The sequence below is a fragment of the Mycoplasmopsis pulmonis genome (assembly GCF_900660575.1).
Lineage (GTDB): Bacteria > Bacillota_I > Bacilli_A > Mycoplasmatales > Metamycoplasmataceae > Mycoplasmopsis_B > Mycoplasmopsis_B pulmonis.
The window spans coordinates 316,323-336,532 of record NZ_LR215008.1; the positions used below are offsets into that span (position 1 = coordinate 316,323).

Sequence of the window (20,210 nt, forward strand, 5' to 3'; positions counted from 1 at the left end):
GAACAAAAAAGCCAAAAAATTGATCAAAATAACATGGTTAAAAAAGATAGTAATTATGTTTTAAATGTTAAAAACTTAAATATTTATTTTAAGATTAGCAAAAAACAAAAGATTCATGTTGTAAGAGGAATTGATTTAAAAGTTGCTAAATCACAAATAGTTGGTTTAGTAGGAGAGTCAGGTTCTGGAAAAACTGTTACTTCCAAATCATTTTTAGGTATTAACTTTAATGACATAACTAGTTCAGATAAAATGGACATTTCTGGAATTGATGCAAGCAAATTTATCAAAAACAAAGATTGACTTAAAATAAGAGGAAAAAAAGTTGGTTATATACCTCAAGATCCTCTAACTGCTTTAAATCCAACAAGAACAATAGGTAAGCAACTTTTAGATGTTCTTCACAAGGATCCAAGATTTAAAACCAAAAAAGAAAAAATTGATTATTTAGTTGATATTCTTGAAACCTTTGGTATTAGAGATGCTCGTTCTAAATTTAATTCATATCCTCATACCTTTAGTGGTGGGATGAAGCAAAGAGTTGTTATTGCCATGGTTGTTGCTTTAAATCCTGATTTAATTATTGCAGATGAGCCAACAACTGCTCTTGATCCAACAGTTCAAGCCTCTGTTTTATCATTGCTTGATGAAATTAGGGAAAAATATAAAATAGCTATTATTTTTATTTCCCACAACATCTCAGTTGTAGCAAAATTTTGTGACTACATTTATGTAATGTATGCAGGTAAAGTTGTTGAAAAAGGAACTAGAAGAGATATTTTTACTAACCCTAAACATCCTTATACCTGAGCTTTAATTAGTGCCATTCCAGAAAACAAGGAAAAAGCTCTTTATACCATTAAAGGAACTCCTCCGGATATGGCTAATCTTCCTCCAGGAGATGCTTTTGCTCCGAGAAATGAATATGCCCTAGATTTAGATTATGTTAAGGAACCTCCTTTTTTCAAAATAAGCTCTACTCATAGCGCTGCTACTTGGCTTTTACATGAAAAAGCTCCTAAAATTGAGTTAAAAGAATCTGTTGTTAAAAGACTAGAATCATTTAGAAAGGTTTTTAATGAATAAAGAAAGTAAAACTATTTTAGAAGTTAAAAATCTAAAGAAATTCTTTCACAACAAATTTGGAATAGTCAATGCAGTTGATAATGTTGAATTTAGTGTTAAAGAAGGAGAAATAGTCGGCCTTATTGGAGAGTCAGGTTCTGGAAAAACAACTGTTGGAAGATCTTTAATTCGTCTTTATGATGACTATTCCGGAGTTGTAATTTTAAATGGAAAGCCAATTTCAGGAAAAAGAATCTCAAGAAAAAAAGAAAAGTTTTTAAGAAAAAACATGCAAATGATTTTTCAAGATCCCCATGCTTCATTAAATGGACAAAAAAATATTTTTTCAATTTTAAAAGAGCCTTTAGTTGTTAATGGGATTTTAAAACAAGAGTTAAAAGATGTTCTAAAAGATCTTAGCCTTGTTCAGCAAAATTTCTATTACACCTTTAGAGATAAATTTAATGACACAAAGCTAGAAAATTTTGAATTTAAATATGAAAGTGCTAAAAAAGCCCTTGGTTCATGAGAGGAAAAACTTGAAAAATTAACTTTTTCTCCTGAAGAAAAATTTGATGATCTTTTTGATTCTTATTTTAATTTCTATGAGTCTAATTATTCAATTCAGTCATTAGTTATTAATAATGAATATCGAAACTATGACAAGCTTTATAACTTTTATTTTGAAAAACAAAAAGACTATCGAAATAAAGTAAATATTGACCAAGATGAAATTGAACTAGCTACAATTAGAGAACAAATTGAACTTTATAATAAATATCACAAAAAAAGTGAAGACTACTATAAAGCAAAAGAGCTCTATGATAAAAATAAAAAATTGCTTGGAGAGTTTAAAAAATCTTTTGCAACTAAAAAAGAAAATGCAGTTAATATGATCAAAAGTTATATTAATGAATTCTTTTTAGAATACAAGCTTGCCAATTCTAAAGCTTGAGATGCCACTTCTAATGAAGAGTGATCATATTACAAGTTAATAGCAACAGTAAATAAAATATCTTATAAATTATTAAAAGTTTCTTTTTTTAAAAACCTTTTAAATACTAACCTTTTATTCTTTTTAAAATTCAATGAAGTTAGGTTTTTAATAGAGCAAATTAAAAAATACAATGAAGATTTTATTTATAAATTTAACTTACCAAAAACTTTTTCAAAAGGTTTTGAAAAAAAACTAGTTCTTGAAATTTATGATGCTTATAAGTTTAAAATTGATAAATATCTACAAAGAGCTCAAGAGCACAAAAACCTTTATTTAAAAGAAAAAGCAGATTTTGAAAATAGAAAAGCTCAAAGCAAAAAATCTTTTGCCTTTAATTCTGAAAATAATAAAGACTTTTTGCCAACTATTCAAAAATTAAAAGATGAATATGAAAAAGCTAAAAAAATCTTTGACCAAGGAGTTGAAAAATTCAATATTGAATTTAATAGTCGTCAAGAAAAAAGAGACAAAAGACTCAAAGAACTTGAGTCTTTATGACAAGAAGAGATTTTGGATGTTCAAAAAAGAATTAAAGCAATATTTGCTAAAAAACACACTGAGTTTTTAAATTTTGTCAAAGATCAATTAAGCCAAAAAGGCAAAGATAAAAAAGAAATTAATTTAATAGTTTCTCAATATGACAACATCCTAAAAGAAAAAGAAAAAAACTTTAATAATTTTGAAAAAGAAATTATGGTTATCCAAAGAGGATATGAAAATATCAAGATTCTTTATGGAATTGAAAGTGATAATAAGTTTTTTAAATACTACAACAAAGTCTTTTATCCTCAAATCATCAAAAAAGTAATTTTACAAGAAAAAATTTATAAAGCTCTTGAAGATGTAGGTCTTTTAAAACAATTTGCCTATCGATATCCTCATGAATTTTCAGGAGGTCAAAGACAAAGAATTGTTATAGCTCGTGCTTTGATTGTTGATCCTAAATTAATAATCGCTGATGAGCCTATAGCTTCACTTGATATTTCTATTCAAGCTCAAATTGTTAACTTACTAAAAGAGCTTGGAAAAGAAAAAAACATTGGAATTGTCTTTATTGCCCACGATCTTTCAATGGTTGAATATATAGCTGATAAAATTTTAATTATGCATTTGGGAAAAATTGTTGAAAGAGGTAAAACTGAAAAAATTTATGAAAACCCTATTCATAAATATACAATCAATTTGTTTAATTCAATACCTAAAATGGCCAATGCAAATGAACCTTTTAAAAAATCTAACTTTGATATTTCATATTTAGATGAGCAAAAGTTTCCAAACAAAATCTCATATTTTGACGTTGAAGATCAACACCAAGTTTTAGCCACTGCTAAGCAGTTTCAAGAATGAGTGAAAGCTAAATAACTTTAATTAATAATAAGTTAATAAAAAATTATCCATCTTTTTTGTGGATAATTTTTTGTCTCTTTTAAAAAGTTAATAATTTATTAAACTAAGTAAAAACCAAATTTTCCTCATTGGTAAATTACCTTTTGACCATCTTTAACTTTTGTTTTTCCATCATTGTAAAGAGCTATGTAATACTTTTGTGAAAAAAAAGGAATTAGGCCATTAAAAACATTCTTAATACTTTTAAATGTTCATCTAATATAAAGATTGTCAATAATTTCTTGGTCAAAAAAACCTTCCTTGTCAACAATATCTAAAAGTTTTTTAGATATATTTAGCTTTATTTTTCTAATTTGTTGAAGTTGATTGAAAAATTTAAATTCTCTGTCAGAGTTAAAATTTAAAATTGCTTCTTTGTGAATTAACCCTTCATTTTCAATTAGTGATTTTAAATCTTTTGAGTGTTTGCTAATAAAACTTCTTCTTTTGGGACTAAAGATTTTTCAAACAGGAGGAATAACTCAAAAAGAACCATTGACAAAGTTAATTTTCAAATTAGCAACTTCAAAAGATTCAAGCTTTTTATCCATAATTATAATTAATTTTTAAAGCGAAATTCACTTGGAACTTGATCATCAGAGATTCCATTGGCAAAGATATTAGTCTTTAAATTAGCTCCTAAGTTTTCATAAGCTTTAGCTAAAGCTTGACGATATGAAGTTTTTTGATCTTTACCTCCACCAAAAATTAGATCATATTGAGCAAGTTTATATTTTCCATATAAACCTTGATAATCAAATCCCTCTGAACGAAAGGCAGCTGCTATTCCACTATTGGCACTTTGATTTCCACTATGGAAAATACCTACTAATTCATTATTTTGGTTTCTAATAGAACTTCCACTTGATCCTCCAGGAGGTACATAGTCTTTTATTAAATAGTTTAGACCATAACTAAAGTATTTTTTCCCATCACTATGTACATGTGGACCATCATCATTAATAAATGGTGCAATCAAGAATGCATCAAAAACTCCAGGTTTATCTTTAAATTGGCGAAAAGCTAATTGTCTACTTAAATAATTATCTCTTAAATGATTTGGGTATTTATTTGTATTAGCTTTTAAATCATCAAATTTATCATAATATTTAGGATCAGCATTTATTCAAAGACTAAACTTTTCTGCGAGTTTTTGTCGTCTATCATATCTTTCTTGCGGTGTAAGATTTTTATTTTTTCTATCATCATCGCTAGCAAAAAAATCATTTTCAGCTGTAGGAAAACCTAAAGCAAATAATTGATCACCATTAAAGTTAGTTTGTTTTGAGTCTTCTAAAGGAGCATCAATTTTTTCATAATTTTTTAAATAACTCTCTTTTAAAAATTTAACATGATCTTGCTGTCTTTCTGCATAGTTGTGTGTAAAACAACGAGCCATTTCATAGGCATTTTTAAAATCACCCATAAAATTTTTGTCAATTTTTTCAAAATCGATTTCTAAAACTGCAAAGTCAGCAAACTCTTCAATATCTGCATATTTTTTCTTTTGTGAGTGTGTTAAAAAATCTTTAGGAGAAGTCTTTAAAAAATCTGTTGCTTCATAGATTTTTCTCATTGCTCTAGTATTTAATGTGTATTGCATAAAATTTGACTTCTTTTTAGCTTCATCACTAATCAAAAAGTCAGTGTGAGTTAGTTTTTCTAGTAATGGAGTGTCTTTTTTTACTGTATAGGCTCGAATGAAATCAGTATTTGAATTAAGAGATGAACTTACATGAACATTAGTTGCAAAAAGTCATTTTGTTGGATAAGCTTTATTTGGCTCTTTTACATAATCTAAAATTCACATAGTTCCTGAGTTAGTGTTTGCTAGATTACCTACTTTTTTAGAGGTAAATTGAACTGAATATGATTGCTCAGCTATTTTTTTATAAGTTTCATTTAATAAAAGTCGTGCAACACCTTTGTTTCGATAGATATTTCCACCATTGACTAAATGCGCATTATTTAAACCAGTTTTTGGAACAATTTTGTCCTCTTTGATTGCTATTCCTTGAAATTGGTTATTTGAATAACTAGCAACACTATGCCCTTTAGCATATGAGTTATATCAATTGTCCATTTTTAATTCTTCAGCTTTTTTGTTATAGTTTTCTTGATCTTGAGTGCTTGCATTAGTGTCTGGTCTAAATTTTGGATCAATATTTTTACCATCTCAAATTTTTTCAGATTTTAAATATCCTTTTGTTGCATCAGTATAAAATTTGTTTTCAAAGTTATATTGTTGTTCATGAGAGGCTTTTGCATAATTTTTTAATCCTACAAAACCTGTTAAAAATCCATAAGTTAGTATTTCTTTGTTTGAATTTTCTTTATCTTGTAAAGTAATTTCAAATTTAACTTTACCCTCTAGCTGAGAGATATCCTTGCCATTTGAATCAAGATAAGGAACTCTTTTAGTTTTAGACTCTACTATGGTATATTTATCTTTAAATTGAGGCTTAAGTGAAACTGATATTTCAGAAGGAAATGAATCAAGAAAGTCTGTATTTAGCCCAAAAGTGCTTCTAAAACCTTCTGATGAATAATCTTTTAATTTTATATCAACTTTTTGATCTGGATTTTCAGAGCTACTTATTACATCTGCATAAGGATCATTACTTATGATTGGTCTATCATCGCTAGAAGAGCTACTATTTTTAGATGACTCAGAGCTATTGTTTTTATCTAAGTCTTTTTTATTAGGCTCAACTTGCTTTGTTTGTTCAGTTGAGCCACTTTGATTGTTTTGTACATTTGGATTAACTGGGCTTTTTGGTTTTGAAATTACAACTTTTTCATCAGAATTCTTTGAACAAGAAGACAAAGCAATACTTGGCATTGCTAGCAGGGCAAAAGAAGAAAAGATTTTGTAAATTTGTTTTTTGTTTTTTAATTTAGTAACTTTTACTTTCATCTAAAAACTCCTTAAATAAAGTTAAATATTATGATGCTAATTATACCATTTTAGAACTTTTTTAAAGGTTTTAACTTTAAAAGTAATGTAAAAAAACCAATTTTGCTAGAAAATTGGTTTTAAATTTTTTAGTTAAAAAAGTGATTATTCAACTACAACTTCAGCACCTGAGGCTGCTATAGATTTTCTTAACTCTTCAGCTTCATCAGCTTTTAGGTTTTCTTTAATAGCAACTGGAGTTGATTCTACCATTTTTTTAGCATCCATTATTGATAGACCAAGAGCTTCTTTAATTGCTTTAATAACAGCAATTTTAGCTCCACCATCTGATTTAAGAATAACATTAAATGATGTTTTTTCTTCACTAACTTCAGCAGCTGGTCCAGCAGCAACTGCAACAGCTGAAGGGTCAATTCCAAATTCATCTTTCATTGCTTGAACTAATTCCATAACTTCTTGAATGTTCATTTCTTTAAGAGAAGCTATAAAAGTTTCTTTTGTTAATTTTGCCATATTTATTTCTCCTTTTTTGTATTTAAATTTATATTAGTTTAGTTATTAATTAGAAAGTTTGTTTTCATCTACTAGAAGCTTGAAAGACAATGAAATTTGTCTTAAAGGTCCAAGTAGTGAAGAAGCCAAGATTGTAAGAGCTTCTTCATATGTTGGAAGTTCAGCAACAGCTTTTACTCCAGCTGCATCAACAACTTTTCCATCAAAAATTCCAGCTTTTAGAACTAGTTTTTTGTTTTTCTTAGCAAATTCAGCTAAAACTTTAGCTCCATCCATACCTAGTTCATTACTAAAAACAAACAAATTTGGTCCTACTAAAAATTTATCTAAATCTGAGTGTCCTAGTTTTTGAGTTGCCAATTTAACTAGACGATTTTTGTAAACTTTAATTTCGACATTATGTTTTTTAGCTTCTTTTCTAAGATTTAAAAGTTTAGCAACTGTTAAACCACGATATTCAGCTAAAAATAGTGATTGAGAATCATTAATTTTTTTAGTAATTTCAACAACTATATCTTTTTTAATTTGTCTATTTTTTGATTCGATGTGCATTTTCACCTCCTCAATTTTTATAAAATAATTAATAGTGCAACAGGGATAAAACATATACTAGGAAACATTATTAAAGCTTATAACTCGTTTCTGTCTTTATATATTGCAAAGCAATTTTACTTTAATTTATGAAAAAAATAAAAAAATTATTGCTCTTGATCAAAACTTTGAATCAAAATTTTTTTAGCTTCTAAAAAATCCTTAGAAGGAATCTTATGTCATATAGAAACTTCTAAGTAAATAGAGTTTTTAGGAATTGTAACTACCTCTTTTTTTCCCAAAATATTTTCAAATTCAACTTTTTTTGGAGTTGCTCCAGTTTTTTGAACTATCCCAAGCTTATAAAAATGGGGAGAAAAAACTTTAGCTCTTTCAAAAACAAGGTATTTTGAAAGAGCATCAAAGCTTTTTAGTGTTTTTTCAAAAACATTTTTTGAAGGATCTTGTCTAAAGATTTTTCTAAATTCTTCATAGTATTTTTCTGAGTTAAGTTTGGAAATTTCAGAACCTGCTTTGAAGTTAAAATTTTTAATTAGCTCTTTTGCAACATCAGAGTTGCTTTGGACATTATTGGTCTTTTTTTGATCTTGAGTGTTTTGTTGACTTTGATTATCTTGGCTTTGTTTTGAGCAAGAAATTAAAAAAGGGCTCATTAGTGCAAAAGTTGAAAATAAGGTAAAAAATTTTATTTTTTTTAGTTTCATAAAAGCTCTTTTCTAAAGTAGTTTAAATAAATGGCTTTCTAATATTCCTCCGCCTCCAGAGCCTATTTCTACATTGGAAGAGTGGCTGTGAAAAGAAAGGATGACTAAGGTAAAAATTATTCCACAGCCAAAAGAAATAAGGGTAAAATACCATGTTTTTTTGGAGTCATTTCTTAGGTGAATAAACTCAGGAACCAATTCAATGACGGCTACAAAAGCAATAATTGTTCCACCACTGGCATAAATAAAAGGAAGTAATCATCAAATTTGACTTAAAAATCGATTAATAAAAGCTCCAATAGTCATAATTGGAATTAATATTAAAACACTAATGAAATTATAAAGCATAGCTTTTTTAGTGTTTTGTCCATATTGAACTTGGCGGTAGTAAACAATTAAGATCTCTATTAAAATGTGGAGATTAAAAGTTACAATTAGTCCAATATTTATTTTATCTCCTTGAGTTATTCTACTAACTGTAGCTCCAAGAACAAAGCCATCAATTGTTCTATGAGAAAGAAGTAATAAAATTGCTAGCCATGCAGCTTTGGGATTGTCGATGTCACTAAAGTTTATGATGTGATCGCTATGAGAGTGCTCAGTGTGGTCAACATGGACTTCTTTAAAAAAACGTGAAAAAAAAGCTCTTAGAATAAAAACGCTCATAAGACCAACAAGAGCTCCTGAGCCAATGATGGCAGCTATTAAAAATTGTTCTTTGGTTATTGAACCGTTTGTTAGGTAGCTTTGAGAGCTATGAAGGGCTATTTCAATTTCACTATAGCCTTCTTTAATAAAGCCAACTGTACCTAAAATCAAAAGCATAGCTGAGCTAAATGAATAGAGCAAAATGTTGTTTTGCTTTTTAATTTTGGGTCTTACTAAAGAGACCAAAAATACTAGTATTATTGGAGAAATTAATAAAATAATTGAGTAAATAATTAAATTTATAAAAATGGCTAGGTTAATATTACCACCAAAATCATTGGCTTTATATGGAAACATTTAAACTCATTCTACAATAGATTAACTAATTTAATCTATTAAAAATTCTTATTAAGGTATTGTTAAATTATATAGATGTTTTAGCTTTATAAGCTAATTTTTATTCATCTTTGTTATATTGCTCTGATAAATACTTGTTTTTTCTATTAAAACGTACTATTTTTAAAATTGATAAAGGATTTCTTTTAATATCATCTATGTGGATTGCTCAATCAGCTTTAAGATAAACAATTTCAAAAATAGTAATTTCAATTATTGAGATGCTTTGGAAAATTAAATACATTAGAGCAAGGCTTAAATTTGTATTTGGAACAATTACATAAGTAACAAAGACTAGTCATAAAAATGAAAAAGTTGAAACAGAAAAATCAACAAATGAAGAAAGATTTGTTTTTCCTCCAGAGGCTATTAGTGTTAAGGAAGTAACATATCACATTCACACAGGAGTTCATAGGGCAATAATTAATAAAATTCACTTTAGTTGATTTAGATAAACATTTTGAGCTTCAATGGCATAACTTGGCTCAAATCCTCGTGAGGTTATATCTTCATAGACCCCTGAGGCAAGAGCTCTAGCATAGGGAACTAAAAAGGCAAAAATAATTAAAATTATTGAAAAAAAAGTAGCTATTAAGGTGTGAAAGCCTTTTAGAGCACTTGCATTTTTAATGGCTTTTTGAAAGTTTCTTCTTCCTAGGTGCTTACCAACAAAAATAGCAACATTGGAGCTAACTGTATAAAAAACAGCTAAAAAAGTTTGAGTAATGGTACTAGCTAGTCCCATAATACCAGCTGCTCCAATGTTTCAATCTTTTTGTCCAATTGAGCCTTCTGGAAAAGCGCTATTGAACATGATTGAGCGTGAAATAATTAAAAATAAAACCCCAATTGTTAAAAATGCTGCATAAAATCTTTTTAAAAATCTTTTTCAAGCATTTTTTGAAATTTTAAAAAGTGATCAAGGAGTAATTGAAATTTCAGGTATTTTTTTATAGAAAAAATAGCTATCTGTAAAAATTCCTAAAAAACGAGCTCCTATGGAAGCATAAGCTGCTCCTTCAACACCCATTTTTAGTCCATACATTAAAAGTGAGTTTAGTCCAACATTGGCTACAAGTGAGGGAATTGAAGAGTATAAAACATATTTTGCCTGTCCAGTTTCAGATAAAACTGAGCTTATTGGAGTAGTTCATGAGAGCATAAATCAGCTTATAACTATTAATCTTAGGTATTTAACTGATTGATCTAATGTTTTTTGGCTAATTTGGCCCTTGGCAAAAAAGTAGATGTAATTTTCAGGGATAATTAAAGCTAGGCCTCCAAAAATAATGACAAAGATTACAGAAACTAAAACTCTAATTCGAATAGTCATTTTAACCTTATCATATTCTTTAGCTCCTAAGAGCTGTCCAACAATAACAGAGCCCACTACACTAACACCGCTTAAAAAAGCTCCGTAAATGGCAGTTCAACCATTGGCATAAGAAAGAGAGTCAACTCCTTTGTCAATGTGAGTTACCATAAAATTATCAACAAAACCATTAAGTGAAAAAAACAATGATGTAATGATCATTGGCACTGAGTATTTTAAATACTTTTTCCATTGTTTTTTACTATCTGGAAAATAGTTCTTGATATTTTTAAAAATTATTTTTTGCATATAAATCTATAAGATAATATCTATATTAACAAAATTGCCTAGCTTTATCTTCTATTAAGCTTTTGATATCTAGTAAAAGAAAGGATTAATTATGGATAAAAATCAGCCAACTACAAAATTGCAAACTAATAATAAGTCAATAAAAAAAGTCTTTTTGTATTTTACAATAGCTTTTGTTGTCTTGATTTTGCTTGCTGTTTTTGCTTTAGCTGTTGCTTCTTTTGTTTATATAAAAAAAAGATTCTAGAAGATCTTTTGTGGTCATAAAATGATTTGGAGCAAGTGAAGGGAATCGAACCCTCACAATCAGCTTGGAAGGCTGAAGTTCTACCATTAAACTACACTTGCATTGTTTCCATTGGATATTATACATATTTTTATAAATATTCAATGAAATTTTTTTAAAAAATTTTATTAATTTTTTAAGCCTTTTAATAGCTAATTTTTCAAAATTTATTTTGAAGTTTTATTTCATTTTATAACTTTTTCTTGGCCTTTGATCATTCTGCTAATGTTTTCATGATGAGATCAAATTACTAGCAAAATGATTAAAACATAAACTAAAGGTGAAATTCATCAAGGCCATTGATAAGCAATAAATCCTAGGGGAAGTTGGCTCATTCAAGGAATAAACATTAAAGGAAGTAGTGATGGTATGGTAATAAGAGTTGTAAAAGAGACAATTCTTTTTCAGTAGGTAATTATCAATAAATAAACAATTGCACCAATAACGGCAATTATGATATTAACTGAAATGATATAGCCAAGAGTTGAAGCTGCACCTTTGCCACCTTTGAATTTGTGCCAGATTGGGAAAATATGACCAATAACAACACAATAAGCTACTGCATGAAAAACAACAACTGAGTCTTTAAAAGCATAGAGATTTACAAAATAGACTAAAAGACTAGCAAGGTAAGTTTTTAATATATCAAGGGCAAAAATAACTAGGGCAATTTTAACTCCAAAGTTTCTTAAAACATTAGTTGATCCTGCATTGCCGCTTCCTAGCTTTCTAACATCATTTTTTTTAAATTTTGAATAAATAATTGAAAAATTAATTGAACCAAAAAGATAAGCTCCTAGACAAAAAGCTAAATTTATTAAAACAATAACAAAATCAGGCATATTCCAAAAATTATACTTTATTATTTAAATAATATTTTTAAATTTGATTTTGTACATACATAATTTGTTTTTTCTCAATGTATTTTTGCTTTTCAAAATTTAAAACTGATATTAGCGGAACAAGTATTAGTGAATAAATTGGAATGGTAAAAAGTGACTTAATTATTATTGGTCCTTGTCAAGTAAAATATAAATCTTTATGAAGGCGCACTCTTTTGCTTGGTAAGAACCTATTTAAATAATTAGTAAAAGCATAAGGGCCCATTAATCATCTAGATAAAACAACGCTTGAGACAATTAGACAAATTACAATAATGATTCTAAAGTAGATATCTTTTTTTGTTTTTAAATAAAGAAATAAAAACAAAAAAATTAGAATAAGTGAAACAAGAGCAACAATAGTTGAAACAACAATAGAGCTAATAAAGCTTACTTCTTGTCAAATTCAAATGTCAACACCTTTTTTTGGTCTATAAAAAGCAAAAGTTGTAAAACCTCCAGTTAAAGAAACTACAATGATAGTAATTGGAATAAAAATAAGTTTTAAATTTTTGTTTTTATAGATTTGATATAAAAGCGAGGCTATTATAGGAATAAAAACGGCTGAAATGGCATATTCTCACATTCAAAAAGCAATTCTACCTTTTAGAATTAGGGCAAAAGTATCGGTTATGATAGAAAGAAAAACGCCTTTAATAGGGCCAAAAAATATTCCAAATGTTATAAAAAATAAAATTTCAGTATCAATGTTTAGTCTTGGAGGAAGAGTGTGATGAACAATTAAAGATGAAACTAGTGAAAGTGCAAACAAAATTCCTGATATAGCTATATCAAAAGTTGTGAATCTAAACTCATTTTTTAAGTAATTGACAAATTTTGTATTTTTGTAGAATGTTTTTACCTCTTTAGACATTTTTAACTCAATTAATATAAATAATAGCAAAATTAAATAAAAAATTAACACCAAATTGTGCTAATTTTTTATAACTTTAACTTGATTTAAATTCAAGCTTAATTTTAATAATTTTGCTTTAAAGGTTGATTTTTTTCAACTTCTTCAATTTCTACAAACTTATCAAAGTCTTTAACTATGTTTTCTTTATCTATTCATAGTTTTAAAGCTCAATTTATAATAGGAATAATTATAAGAAGTACTAGATAACCTAAGTACATGAAAAATTGTGAAAGAGCACTAAGATCACCATCTCCTCCTAAAAATACTCCTCATGAAGATTTAAAATCACTTTTAAATAGATCAGCAAATATTAAATATGTTGATATAATTGTTAAAACTAAAATTCCGCCAAGTGAGAAAAAAGCTGCTGTATAGTAAACTGGGACAAAAAAATAAAAAACACTTTTTAAAATATACTTTAAATAGGAGTGTTTATGAAACAACTAAAACCAGAACAATGAAAGAAATGATTTTCATTATATGAAGAATTTTATGATGGAAAAATTAATATAAAAAAATATATATTTTTAGTAAACAAAAATATTGGTAAAGATTGAAAAAATACATATGTAAAATCTTGATTTTTCAAAAAATATTCTGCTTTTCAAAAAGATGAACAATCTTTAATTTCACAAACTGGCAAATCTACAGCTAACAAAAAAAATAACGGTAGACCACCAAAAAGAAAAGAAGTTAATGAATATACAAGAGAAGAATTAGAAGAGATTGTTAAAATTTATAGAATAATTTTTGATGACATTAGTGAAAAAGAAATTCGAAAAAAAATTAAAGAACATAAAGATAAAGAAAAAATATTAACTAAAATTTCATGAAAAGAATTTCTCTTTTCAAAATCAACATATTATTCTTGAAAAAAACCTAAACTTGCAGAGCCGAAAAAAGATCAAGAAATTGAAGAAATTATTAGAAAATCATTTCATGAAAACAAAGGTATATTTGGTAGAAAAAGATTAGAAATTTATATTCAAAATAAATATAAAAGGTATATAAACTATCGAAAAATAGATAGAATTTTGCTTAAATTAAATCTTTTTTGCAAAATTAGAAGAGCAAAAAGAAAAAATGAAATTAAAAATCTTAATACTAAATATCAAAATCTAATTCAAAGAGACTACAATGGCAAATTTAACAACATAGTTGCCACTGATGTAACTTATATTCCAAGCCCCAAAGATGCAATTAACAATCATGTTTATTTATCGATTGCAATTCATCATCAAAGCAAGAAAATAATTAATTGAAATCTAAGTAAAAGAAATGATGTTAAGTTAGTTTTAGATCATATTTCTAAAATCAAATTTGATAAAGAGTGAATAATTCACTCAGATCATGGAAGTCAATATTCATCAAATCAGTATAGTGAAATTATTAAAGAAAACAATGGGATAATTTCAATGAGTAGAATCGCAAATTCACTTGATAATCGAGAAGCAGAATATTTCTTTTCAAATATCAAAAGTGAGTGCTTAAATGATCTAAAAATTTCAAAATTATCATTCAAAGAATTGCAAGAAATTATTCAAAATTATATTGACTGATACAATAATGAAAGATTACAATCAATCTTAGAATGAAAAACACCTCAACAAAGCTGAGATGTTCTAAGTGTTTTTTAAATAGTCACTTTTTTTGTCCTAGTTTATAGAACAAAATATTATTAATTCTTTTGCTTGTTTCTAGTTTGTTTTTAACTCTTTTGATTGTGTAGAGTAAAATTACTATTCCATAGATTATAAAGAAGTAGTAAGTAGGCATGTTTGAAGCGCCATCAATTGTTTGATCATTGTTTAAAATCATTGCTGGAAGCAAGATAATTAAACTTCAAAAAACAAACATGATAAAGCAGTATATAAAAGCACTAACCATTTCAGCTACATGTTGTGACATTGATTTTTTGAAGTAGTTTAGAACTTTTTTAGCCCCTGCTAAAGTATTAGATTTAATGTGAAAATCTATTTGTTGAACATATGAGGCAATAAGACCATTTGAAACACCTAATGCAGAGATTAATAAGAATGAATAAACTGTAGTGTTAATTGCATTTGAAACAGAAGGTGAAAGAGAATCTTTTAATATTCCATCAATTGAACCTTGGTTGTGCAAAATTGCAGAAAGAGCAACAAGTGAGTAAAGTATAACAATTGTTATCATTCCAAATAAAACAACTTTTGGAAGAGTTTTTTCTGAATTTTTAACTCTTTTACCAATTGAACCAACTGAAATAAATGAATCATATGCAAATAAAACAGCAGGAAGAGCAGCTATTACATTTGCAAAGCTAAATTCACCTATTTTTTTAGTTTTATTTGGAACAAAAGCATTAGCTCCATCCTCTAAAGTGTGAGTGCTTACAAAGATTAGCCCAACTAATATAGTAGCAATTAGAGGTAAAAATTTTAAAATAGTTGTAATAACTTGAAAAACTCCAGAGGCCTTAATTGAAACAATGTTTAAAATGATAAAAATAAACGAAATTACGGTTCCTAGAACTAAAGAGTGTCACATTTCCATTTTAATGTTTGCTCCTAGTAAATTCAATCAATGGAAAAATATTTCCGCTGTGAAAAAACCTAGGATGATTTGGATAATACCACTATAAAAAAGGGTAAAGGAAATACTTACAAAATATCCAAATCTTTTGTCACCAACTTTGTGAGATCAGTTTCCAATTCCAGCTATTTTTGTGTTTTTCAAAAATGAAATTTCTGAAAAGTTTATAGCAGCTGCAAGTGAAATAATTCCACCAAAAACTCATGCTAATAGTCATGAAGTTCCATTGTGTTCAACAGCTCTACCTACCGAGCCATTTTTAAAGAAAATACCTATTCCTACAACCGATCCTAGTAGCATAGAAAGAGCTACAAAGAAACCGACTTTTTTGAATGTTTTTTCACTCATAAAAAACCTTTCTTATTTAATAAATTACGTAATTAAATTTTTAAATTTTATAATTATAAAGAAAACTTTTTTCTTTATTTTAGTTATTGATAATTCTTTGAAATTCCTCTGGCATTGGAATTTCAAAAGTTAATTCTTGATTGGTAATTGGGTGGACAAAAAATAATTTATATGCATGAAGATATTGTCCATAATCACTAAAAGACTTTCCATATAAGGGATCGTTCCACACAGGATGTTTAAAATAATTTAGATGAACTCTAATTTGATGAGTTCTACCTGTTTCTAGTTGACACTCAACTAATGAAAGAGGCTGTTTTTCATAATAGAATTGTTTTATTAAATAAACATGAGTAATGGCATTTTTTGAATTATTATTTGTAATTTCCGTTTTTTTTCGATCTTTTTGAGAACGTCCAATTGGAAGGTTTAAATGAACAATTTTATTTTCAAAAAATCCTTCAACTATCGCAATATAACTTCTTTTAATTTCATGATTTTTTAGCATCTTAGCTAGTAATTGATGAACTTGATTTGTTTTAGCAATTATTAAAAGTCCTGATGTGTCTTTGTCAATTCTATGAACAATGCCAGGTCTTAAAAGTCCATTTTCATTTGAAAGATTCTTGAAGTGATAAATTAACCCATTTACCAAAGTTTGCGAATAATGCCCTGGAGCTGGATGTACCACTAGTCCTGAGGGCTTGTTAATGACAATTAAATGCTCATCTTCATAGACAATATCTAGATCCATTTTTTCAGGTTTTAAATCAATGGTTTTATCAATAACTTTAATAACTTCAATTTCAGCATCTGGCTTTAAAATGAAGTTTGGTTTTTGGATAACTTTACCATTGACAAAAACAGCTTTTTCTAGAATTAGACTTTTAATGTCATTTCTAGAAATGGCTGAATTATCACTGATGTATTTGTCTATTCTTTCTGAGTATTTGCTTGTCATCTTTAACATAAAAACAATTATATGTAAAAATTTTTTTATTGTATCAAAAAACTAAATTTATTTTTTAAATTTTTGAGTTTATTTTGTTAATTTTTTAATAGCTTTTAACTTTGAAAAAAATTATAAAACAAAGCTTTTTCAAAGCAAATTCTTTGGTAATTTTGTTTAAAAATCAAAAGACTTAGAAGTTGATATTAAGTATAATTAGATTCTATGGATGAAAGACAAAAAAAGATTGATCAATTGTGATTTGACAAATTTAAATATCAAGAAAAAGTCTATGATTATGCAGATAATTTAATCATCAAAGATCAATTTAATACAGCTAAAAAATATAGTTGAGGAGTTGATTATTTTGACATTGAAGACAAAGATCAAGTCTACATTGCTTCTCAAGAATTTATCACTAAAAGAGCAGGTAGAAAAAAATTTGAAGTTAATGGTTTAAACTTCGAGTTAATAGAGGATTTAAACACTAATTTTAGATTTGTCTCTGCCAATAAAATCATCAATTATTTTGATCCTTTTAATGTCGATTTATATTTTCAAAATTTACTTGAATCTAAAGAGCAAAAAGAAGAGTTTTTATTTTTTGCTCTTTCAATAAAAAAGATGAAAGATGAGCCTCAACAAATCTTTAATAATTTTTTATATCAATACTTAAAAGATGAGTGCTTTGTTAATTTTTCAATCGAAGAATTAGGTGAGCAATACATCTTAAAATTTATTTTTAAAAATAATAAAAATCAAAGCATTGTTAAATATTTTGACTTAGCTATTTTTTTAACTTCAATTATTCCACTTTTTGTTTATAGACTAAGAAAGAAATTTAAGGATCTTTGATTAATTAATGAGTTTGTTAAAAAAGGAAAATACTTTAATTTTATTTTGTTTGAACTAAACAAAGAAAAAGATCCAGCTATTGTAGAAAACATTCAAGCTTCTAATTTAACTTATGCCTTTGAAAACACAATTTATTTAAATGAAAAATTTAAACAAAGTATAACTAGTCAAAACAACAACTATACCCCTGAGCACTTTAGTGTATCTAAAGACATTGAAAATAAAGGAGTTTATGTTTTTAACTACCTTGATTCAAATGTAACAAAATATATTTCCAAAAAAATAAAAGAATAAAAAAGCACACTCAAAATCAAGTGTGCTTTTGTTTTTAAATTAATCTTCTAATTTGAAATTTTTCATCATTTCATTCATAAGGATGGCTTTTTCTTTTTCATTTGAAGTGTTTTTTTCAATAAAATCGCGGCTAAATTGTTTTACAGCCTCACTAGCTCCTAAAGGAAGTTCTACTCCATATAAAGCATTATATTCTTTCATTTTATTGATTAAAAAATCTCTTGCCATAATTGAAGCAACAGCCACTGAAATGTGTTTTGACTCTGCTTGATAAGTTAAATAAATTGGTTTGTTTATTTTTCTAAAACCAGCTCATTTCATGCTTGGGTCAAATCATTTTTCAAGATATCCCTTAATTGCATTTTCAGTTGAATATTGATCAATTAAAACACAATCAAAATCATTTGTTTTAATTGTGAACTTTGCTTCTTTTAAAGCTTTTAAATGAACAAAGGTTTTGATCTCATTTGCATTATTTTTTTTAGTCATATTATTGTAACCTTTTGGTCCAATATGTGCAACTTTAAATTTAGCTAGTTCATTTTCTTTAATAATAGAGGCTAATTGTTGAATTTTTGAATCAGAAAGTTTTTTTGAATCTTTAACTCCAAGGTCAATTAATTTTTGAACATTTTCTTCACTAACAACTGCAACTGCAGCTACTAATGGAGTAAAGTAATCACCCACGCCAGTTTCATCGATTCCAAGAACTTTTTTGTTAGCAAGCTCTTGCTGAAGTTCATGGACATCTTGTATTTCTTTAATTTGCATTTTCTTTCCTTTTTAGTCTATTTTTTTTATGTATTTCTAGCGACTTTTCAATTTCTGCTTGAGGATCTTCTAGGAGTTTTTTTAGATAAAGACCAACACCACCTTCTTCATTGGTTTTGTTTCATCTAACAGTTGATCATGATTTAATTTCAGGATCTGCATTTTTAACAGTAACTGAAATATTAGTTTTTTTAAACATCGGAACGTCATTAAAACTATCTCCAATTGAAACAGTATTTTCTCATGGGATATCATAGTATCTTCTTAGTAAAGGAACAACTTTTCCTTTATTAACTCCAAGGCTAGTTATGTCAAAAACTGAAGTTGATTCTTTACCTTTTGATCAATATGAAAACTCACCTAGATCACCATATTTTTTAGTCATAAATGATTGAAGCTCTACCGGATCAGTTGTTTCTTTTACATCAAAGACAATTCCAGTTGGCTTAAGAGGAATTTTATTTAAATCAATTCCAACAACAAATTTTTCAGCATCTTTAAAACCAAAGATACTCTCTAAAACAGGGTCTCTTTTTTGAATTTGAACCCATCCTAGCCCTTCAATTGCTAAGTTAGTCATTTCTTTTTGGATTTTTTCATCACCAATTATATAAAGCATTTCATTAAGATTTAAATAATGAATTGTTGGAACAAAGTTTTGATCACTTGGATTGTGAATTTGAGCTCCATTTTGATTTCCAACAATTGTATTTAAACCAAGTCTTTGATAGATTGTTTTGGTGCTTCGCCATGGCCTTCCAGTTAAAATACAAACATGGTGTCCTTGGTTTGAAGCTTCCTTTACTCATTTAATTGTTTCTTCATGAATTTCGTTTGTAGATGATTTAGACAAAAGTGTTCCGTCTAAATCAACACATATTAGCAGCTTATCTTTTTGATTATTTTTTTTCATCTAATTCCTTAATTATCATTGTTATATTGTTAAATTAATTCTTCTATTTTTGGCATCCATTATATATTAAATGTCTAAAGTTTCAACATTTTTAAATTCTACATTCATTTTATTGTTTGCTATGGTTAAAATTGCAAATGATTTTTGTGAGGAAAATCTAGGAAGTGATATTGATCCTGGATTAATTGCAATTTTGTCTTCATATTTAGTTAAAAGATTCATATGTGAGTGACCATAAATTAAAATATCAAAGCTTGAATTTTTCAAAACTTTTTCCATAAATTTTGAATTTATTAGTTGATTATATGAACCAATTAAATGACCATGTTCAAGATGAATTTTTTTGCCCATTATTTCAAAATCAAGGCTAGTTCTTGCTTGATCAAAATCATTGTTACCAGCTACAAAAAAGTCAAAATACTTTTGCATTAAATCATATGATAGCAAATGATCTCCTGCACTAATTGCATAGTCATAACTTTGACTTTTTAGTATTTTTTCTAAAGTCTTTAGATCTCCGTGGATATCCGAAATTATTAATATTGTTGTTTTCATAATTCAACTTTCCTAAAAAATTTATTTACAATAAATAAATCTTTCTAGTTATATTATTTATAATACAACAAT

Annotated in this window: 19 protein-coding genes, 1 tRNA gene and 1 pseudogene; 5 read left to right on the forward strand and 16 right to left on the reverse strand. The window is 27.3% G+C overall.

The features are described 5' to 3' along the window. Window positions 1-33 precede the first annotated feature (33 nt). Together EXC36_RS01325 and EXC36_RS04085 are read left to right on the forward strand one after the other, a co-directional pair. Window positions 34-1,086, forward strand: a complete 1,053-nt coding sequence (locus EXC36_RS01325; RefSeq protein WP_041364358.1) for an ABC transporter ATP-binding protein — start codon at window positions 34-36, stop codon at window positions 1,084-1,086. Beyond that, window positions 1,079-3,424 (forward strand): ATP-binding cassette domain-containing protein, encoded by a 2,346-nt coding sequence (locus EXC36_RS04085; protein WP_129690111.1) that lies wholly within the window; start codon window positions 1,079-1,081, stop codon window positions 3,422-3,424. The genes EXC36_RS01325 and EXC36_RS04085 overlap by 8 nt, the downstream gene beginning before the upstream one ends. 83 nt (window positions 3,425-3,507) lie before the next feature. On the opposite strand, the gene EXC36_RS01335 is transcribed toward EXC36_RS04085, so the two are convergent. From EXC36_RS01335 to EXC36_RS01365, 7 genes and pseudogenes are all read right to left on the reverse strand, one after another. Further along, window positions 3,508-3,999 carry an MPN499 family protein gene (locus tag EXC36_RS01335; protein ID WP_010925091.1) on the reverse strand — a complete coding sequence of 164 codons (492 nt, stop codon included), beginning with the start codon at window positions 3,997-3,999 and terminating at the stop codon, window positions 3,508-3,510. A gap of 8 nt (window positions 4,000-4,007) precedes the next feature. Further along, window positions 4,008-6,329: pseudogene (mip, locus tag EXC36_RS01340) on the reverse strand (Ig-specific serine endopeptidase MIP); the annotation flags it as partial. A gap of 180 nt (window positions 6,330-6,509) precedes the next feature. Continuing rightward, window positions 6,510-6,878, reverse strand: a complete 369-nt coding sequence (rplL, locus tag EXC36_RS01345) for a 50S ribosomal protein L7/L12 (RefSeq protein ID WP_010925093.1) — start codon at window positions 6,876-6,878, stop codon at window positions 6,510-6,512. Between the two features lie 45 nt (window positions 6,879-6,923). Further along, window positions 6,924-7,430 carry a 50S ribosomal protein L10 gene (gene rplJ, locus EXC36_RS01350; RefSeq protein WP_041364021.1) on the reverse strand — a complete coding sequence of 169 codons (507 nt, stop codon included), beginning with the start codon at window positions 7,428-7,430 and terminating at the stop codon, window positions 6,924-6,926. Between the two features lie 146 nt (window positions 7,431-7,576). Continuing rightward, window positions 7,577-8,134, reverse strand: coding sequence for a hypothetical protein (locus EXC36_RS01355; RefSeq protein WP_010925095.1), 558 nt, complete (start codon window positions 8,132-8,134; stop codon window positions 7,577-7,579). A 12-nt stretch (window positions 8,135-8,146) separates the two neighbouring features. Continuing rightward, window positions 8,147-9,139: a ZIP family metal transporter gene (locus EXC36_RS01360; protein ID WP_010925096.1), complete on the reverse strand. Its 993-nt coding sequence runs from the start codon at window positions 9,137-9,139 to the stop codon at window positions 8,147-8,149. Window positions 9,140-9,239: 100 nt separating this feature from the next. Continuing rightward, a complete protein-coding gene (locus EXC36_RS01365; RefSeq protein ID WP_010925097.1) occupies window positions 9,240-10,799 on the reverse strand; it encodes an MATE family efflux transporter in 1,560 nt (519 codons plus the stop codon). A gap of 91 nt (window positions 10,800-10,890) precedes the next feature. On the opposite strand from EXC36_RS01365, the gene EXC36_RS03970 reads away from it, so the two are divergent. After that, window positions 10,891-11,046: a hypothetical protein gene (locus EXC36_RS03970; protein ID WP_165152507.1), complete on the forward strand. Its 156-nt coding sequence runs from the start codon at window positions 10,891-10,893 to the stop codon at window positions 11,044-11,046. A 27-nt stretch (window positions 11,047-11,073) separates the two neighbouring features. Here EXC36_RS03970 and EXC36_RS01370 read toward each other — a convergent pair. The 4 genes from EXC36_RS01370 to EXC36_RS01385 form a co-directional block, all read right to left on the reverse strand. Next, window positions 11,074-11,147: transfer RNA gene (locus EXC36_RS01370), tRNA-Gly, on the reverse strand. 105 nt (window positions 11,148-11,252) lie between these two features. Beyond that, complete coding sequence (gene plsY / locus EXC36_RS01375) at window positions 11,253-11,927, reverse strand: glycerol-3-phosphate 1-O-acyltransferase PlsY (protein ID WP_129690115.1); 675 nt, start codon at window positions 11,925-11,927, stop codon at window positions 11,253-11,255. Between the two features lie 37 nt (window positions 11,928-11,964). Further along, entirely contained in the window at window positions 11,965-12,840 is an 876-nt protein-coding gene (locus EXC36_RS01380) for an ECF transporter S component (protein ID WP_050780365.1), read from the reverse strand. Between the two features lie 104 nt (window positions 12,841-12,944). After that, window positions 12,945-13,325, reverse strand: a complete 381-nt coding sequence (locus EXC36_RS01385; protein ID WP_129690117.1) for a hypothetical protein — start codon at window positions 13,323-13,325, stop codon at window positions 12,945-12,947. Here EXC36_RS01385 and EXC36_RS01390 point away from each other — a divergent pair. Beyond that, window positions 13,317-14,519, forward strand: a complete 1,203-nt coding sequence (locus EXC36_RS01390; protein ID WP_129690119.1) for an IS3-like element IS1138B family transposase — start codon at window positions 13,317-13,319, stop codon at window positions 14,517-14,519. The genes EXC36_RS01385 and EXC36_RS01390 overlap by 9 nt on opposite strands. On the opposite strand, the gene EXC36_RS01395 is transcribed toward EXC36_RS01390, so the two are convergent. Next, on the reverse strand, window positions 14,419-15,801 hold the full coding sequence (locus EXC36_RS01395) for an amino acid permease (RefSeq protein WP_129690121.1): 1,383 nt from the start codon (window positions 15,799-15,801) through the stop codon (window positions 14,419-14,421). The genes EXC36_RS01390 and EXC36_RS01395 overlap by 101 nt on opposite strands. A 79-nt stretch (window positions 15,802-15,880) precedes the next feature. Then, on the reverse strand, window positions 15,881-16,771 hold the full coding sequence (locus EXC36_RS01400; protein ID WP_129690123.1) for an RluA family pseudouridine synthase: 891 nt from the start codon (window positions 16,769-16,771) through the stop codon (window positions 15,881-15,883). Between the two features lie 204 nt (window positions 16,772-16,975). Here EXC36_RS01400 and EXC36_RS01405 point away from each other — a divergent pair, with 204 nt between their 5' ends. Then, a complete protein-coding gene (locus tag EXC36_RS01405; protein WP_010925103.1) occupies window positions 16,976-17,899 on the forward strand; it encodes a hypothetical protein in 924 nt (307 codons plus the stop codon). A 39-nt stretch (window positions 17,900-17,938) separates the two neighbouring features. Here the strand turns inward: EXC36_RS01405 and EXC36_RS01410 are convergent, their stop codons facing one another. From EXC36_RS01410 to EXC36_RS01420, 3 genes are all read right to left on the reverse strand, one after another. Further along, complete coding sequence (locus EXC36_RS01410; protein WP_010925104.1) at window positions 17,939-18,670, reverse strand: ribonuclease HIII; 732 nt, start codon at window positions 18,668-18,670, stop codon at window positions 17,939-17,941. Further along, a complete protein-coding gene (locus EXC36_RS01415; RefSeq protein ID WP_010925105.1) occupies window positions 18,660-19,583 on the reverse strand; it encodes a Cof-type HAD-IIB family hydrolase in 924 nt (307 codons plus the stop codon). The genes EXC36_RS01410 and EXC36_RS01415 overlap by 11 nt, the downstream gene beginning before the upstream one ends. 66 nt (window positions 19,584-19,649) lie before the next feature. After that, window positions 19,650-20,138 (reverse strand): metallophosphoesterase family protein, encoded by a 489-nt coding sequence (locus EXC36_RS01420; protein ID WP_010925106.1) that lies wholly within the window; start codon window positions 20,136-20,138, stop codon window positions 19,650-19,652. Between the last annotated feature and the right edge of the window lie 72 nt (window positions 20,139-20,210).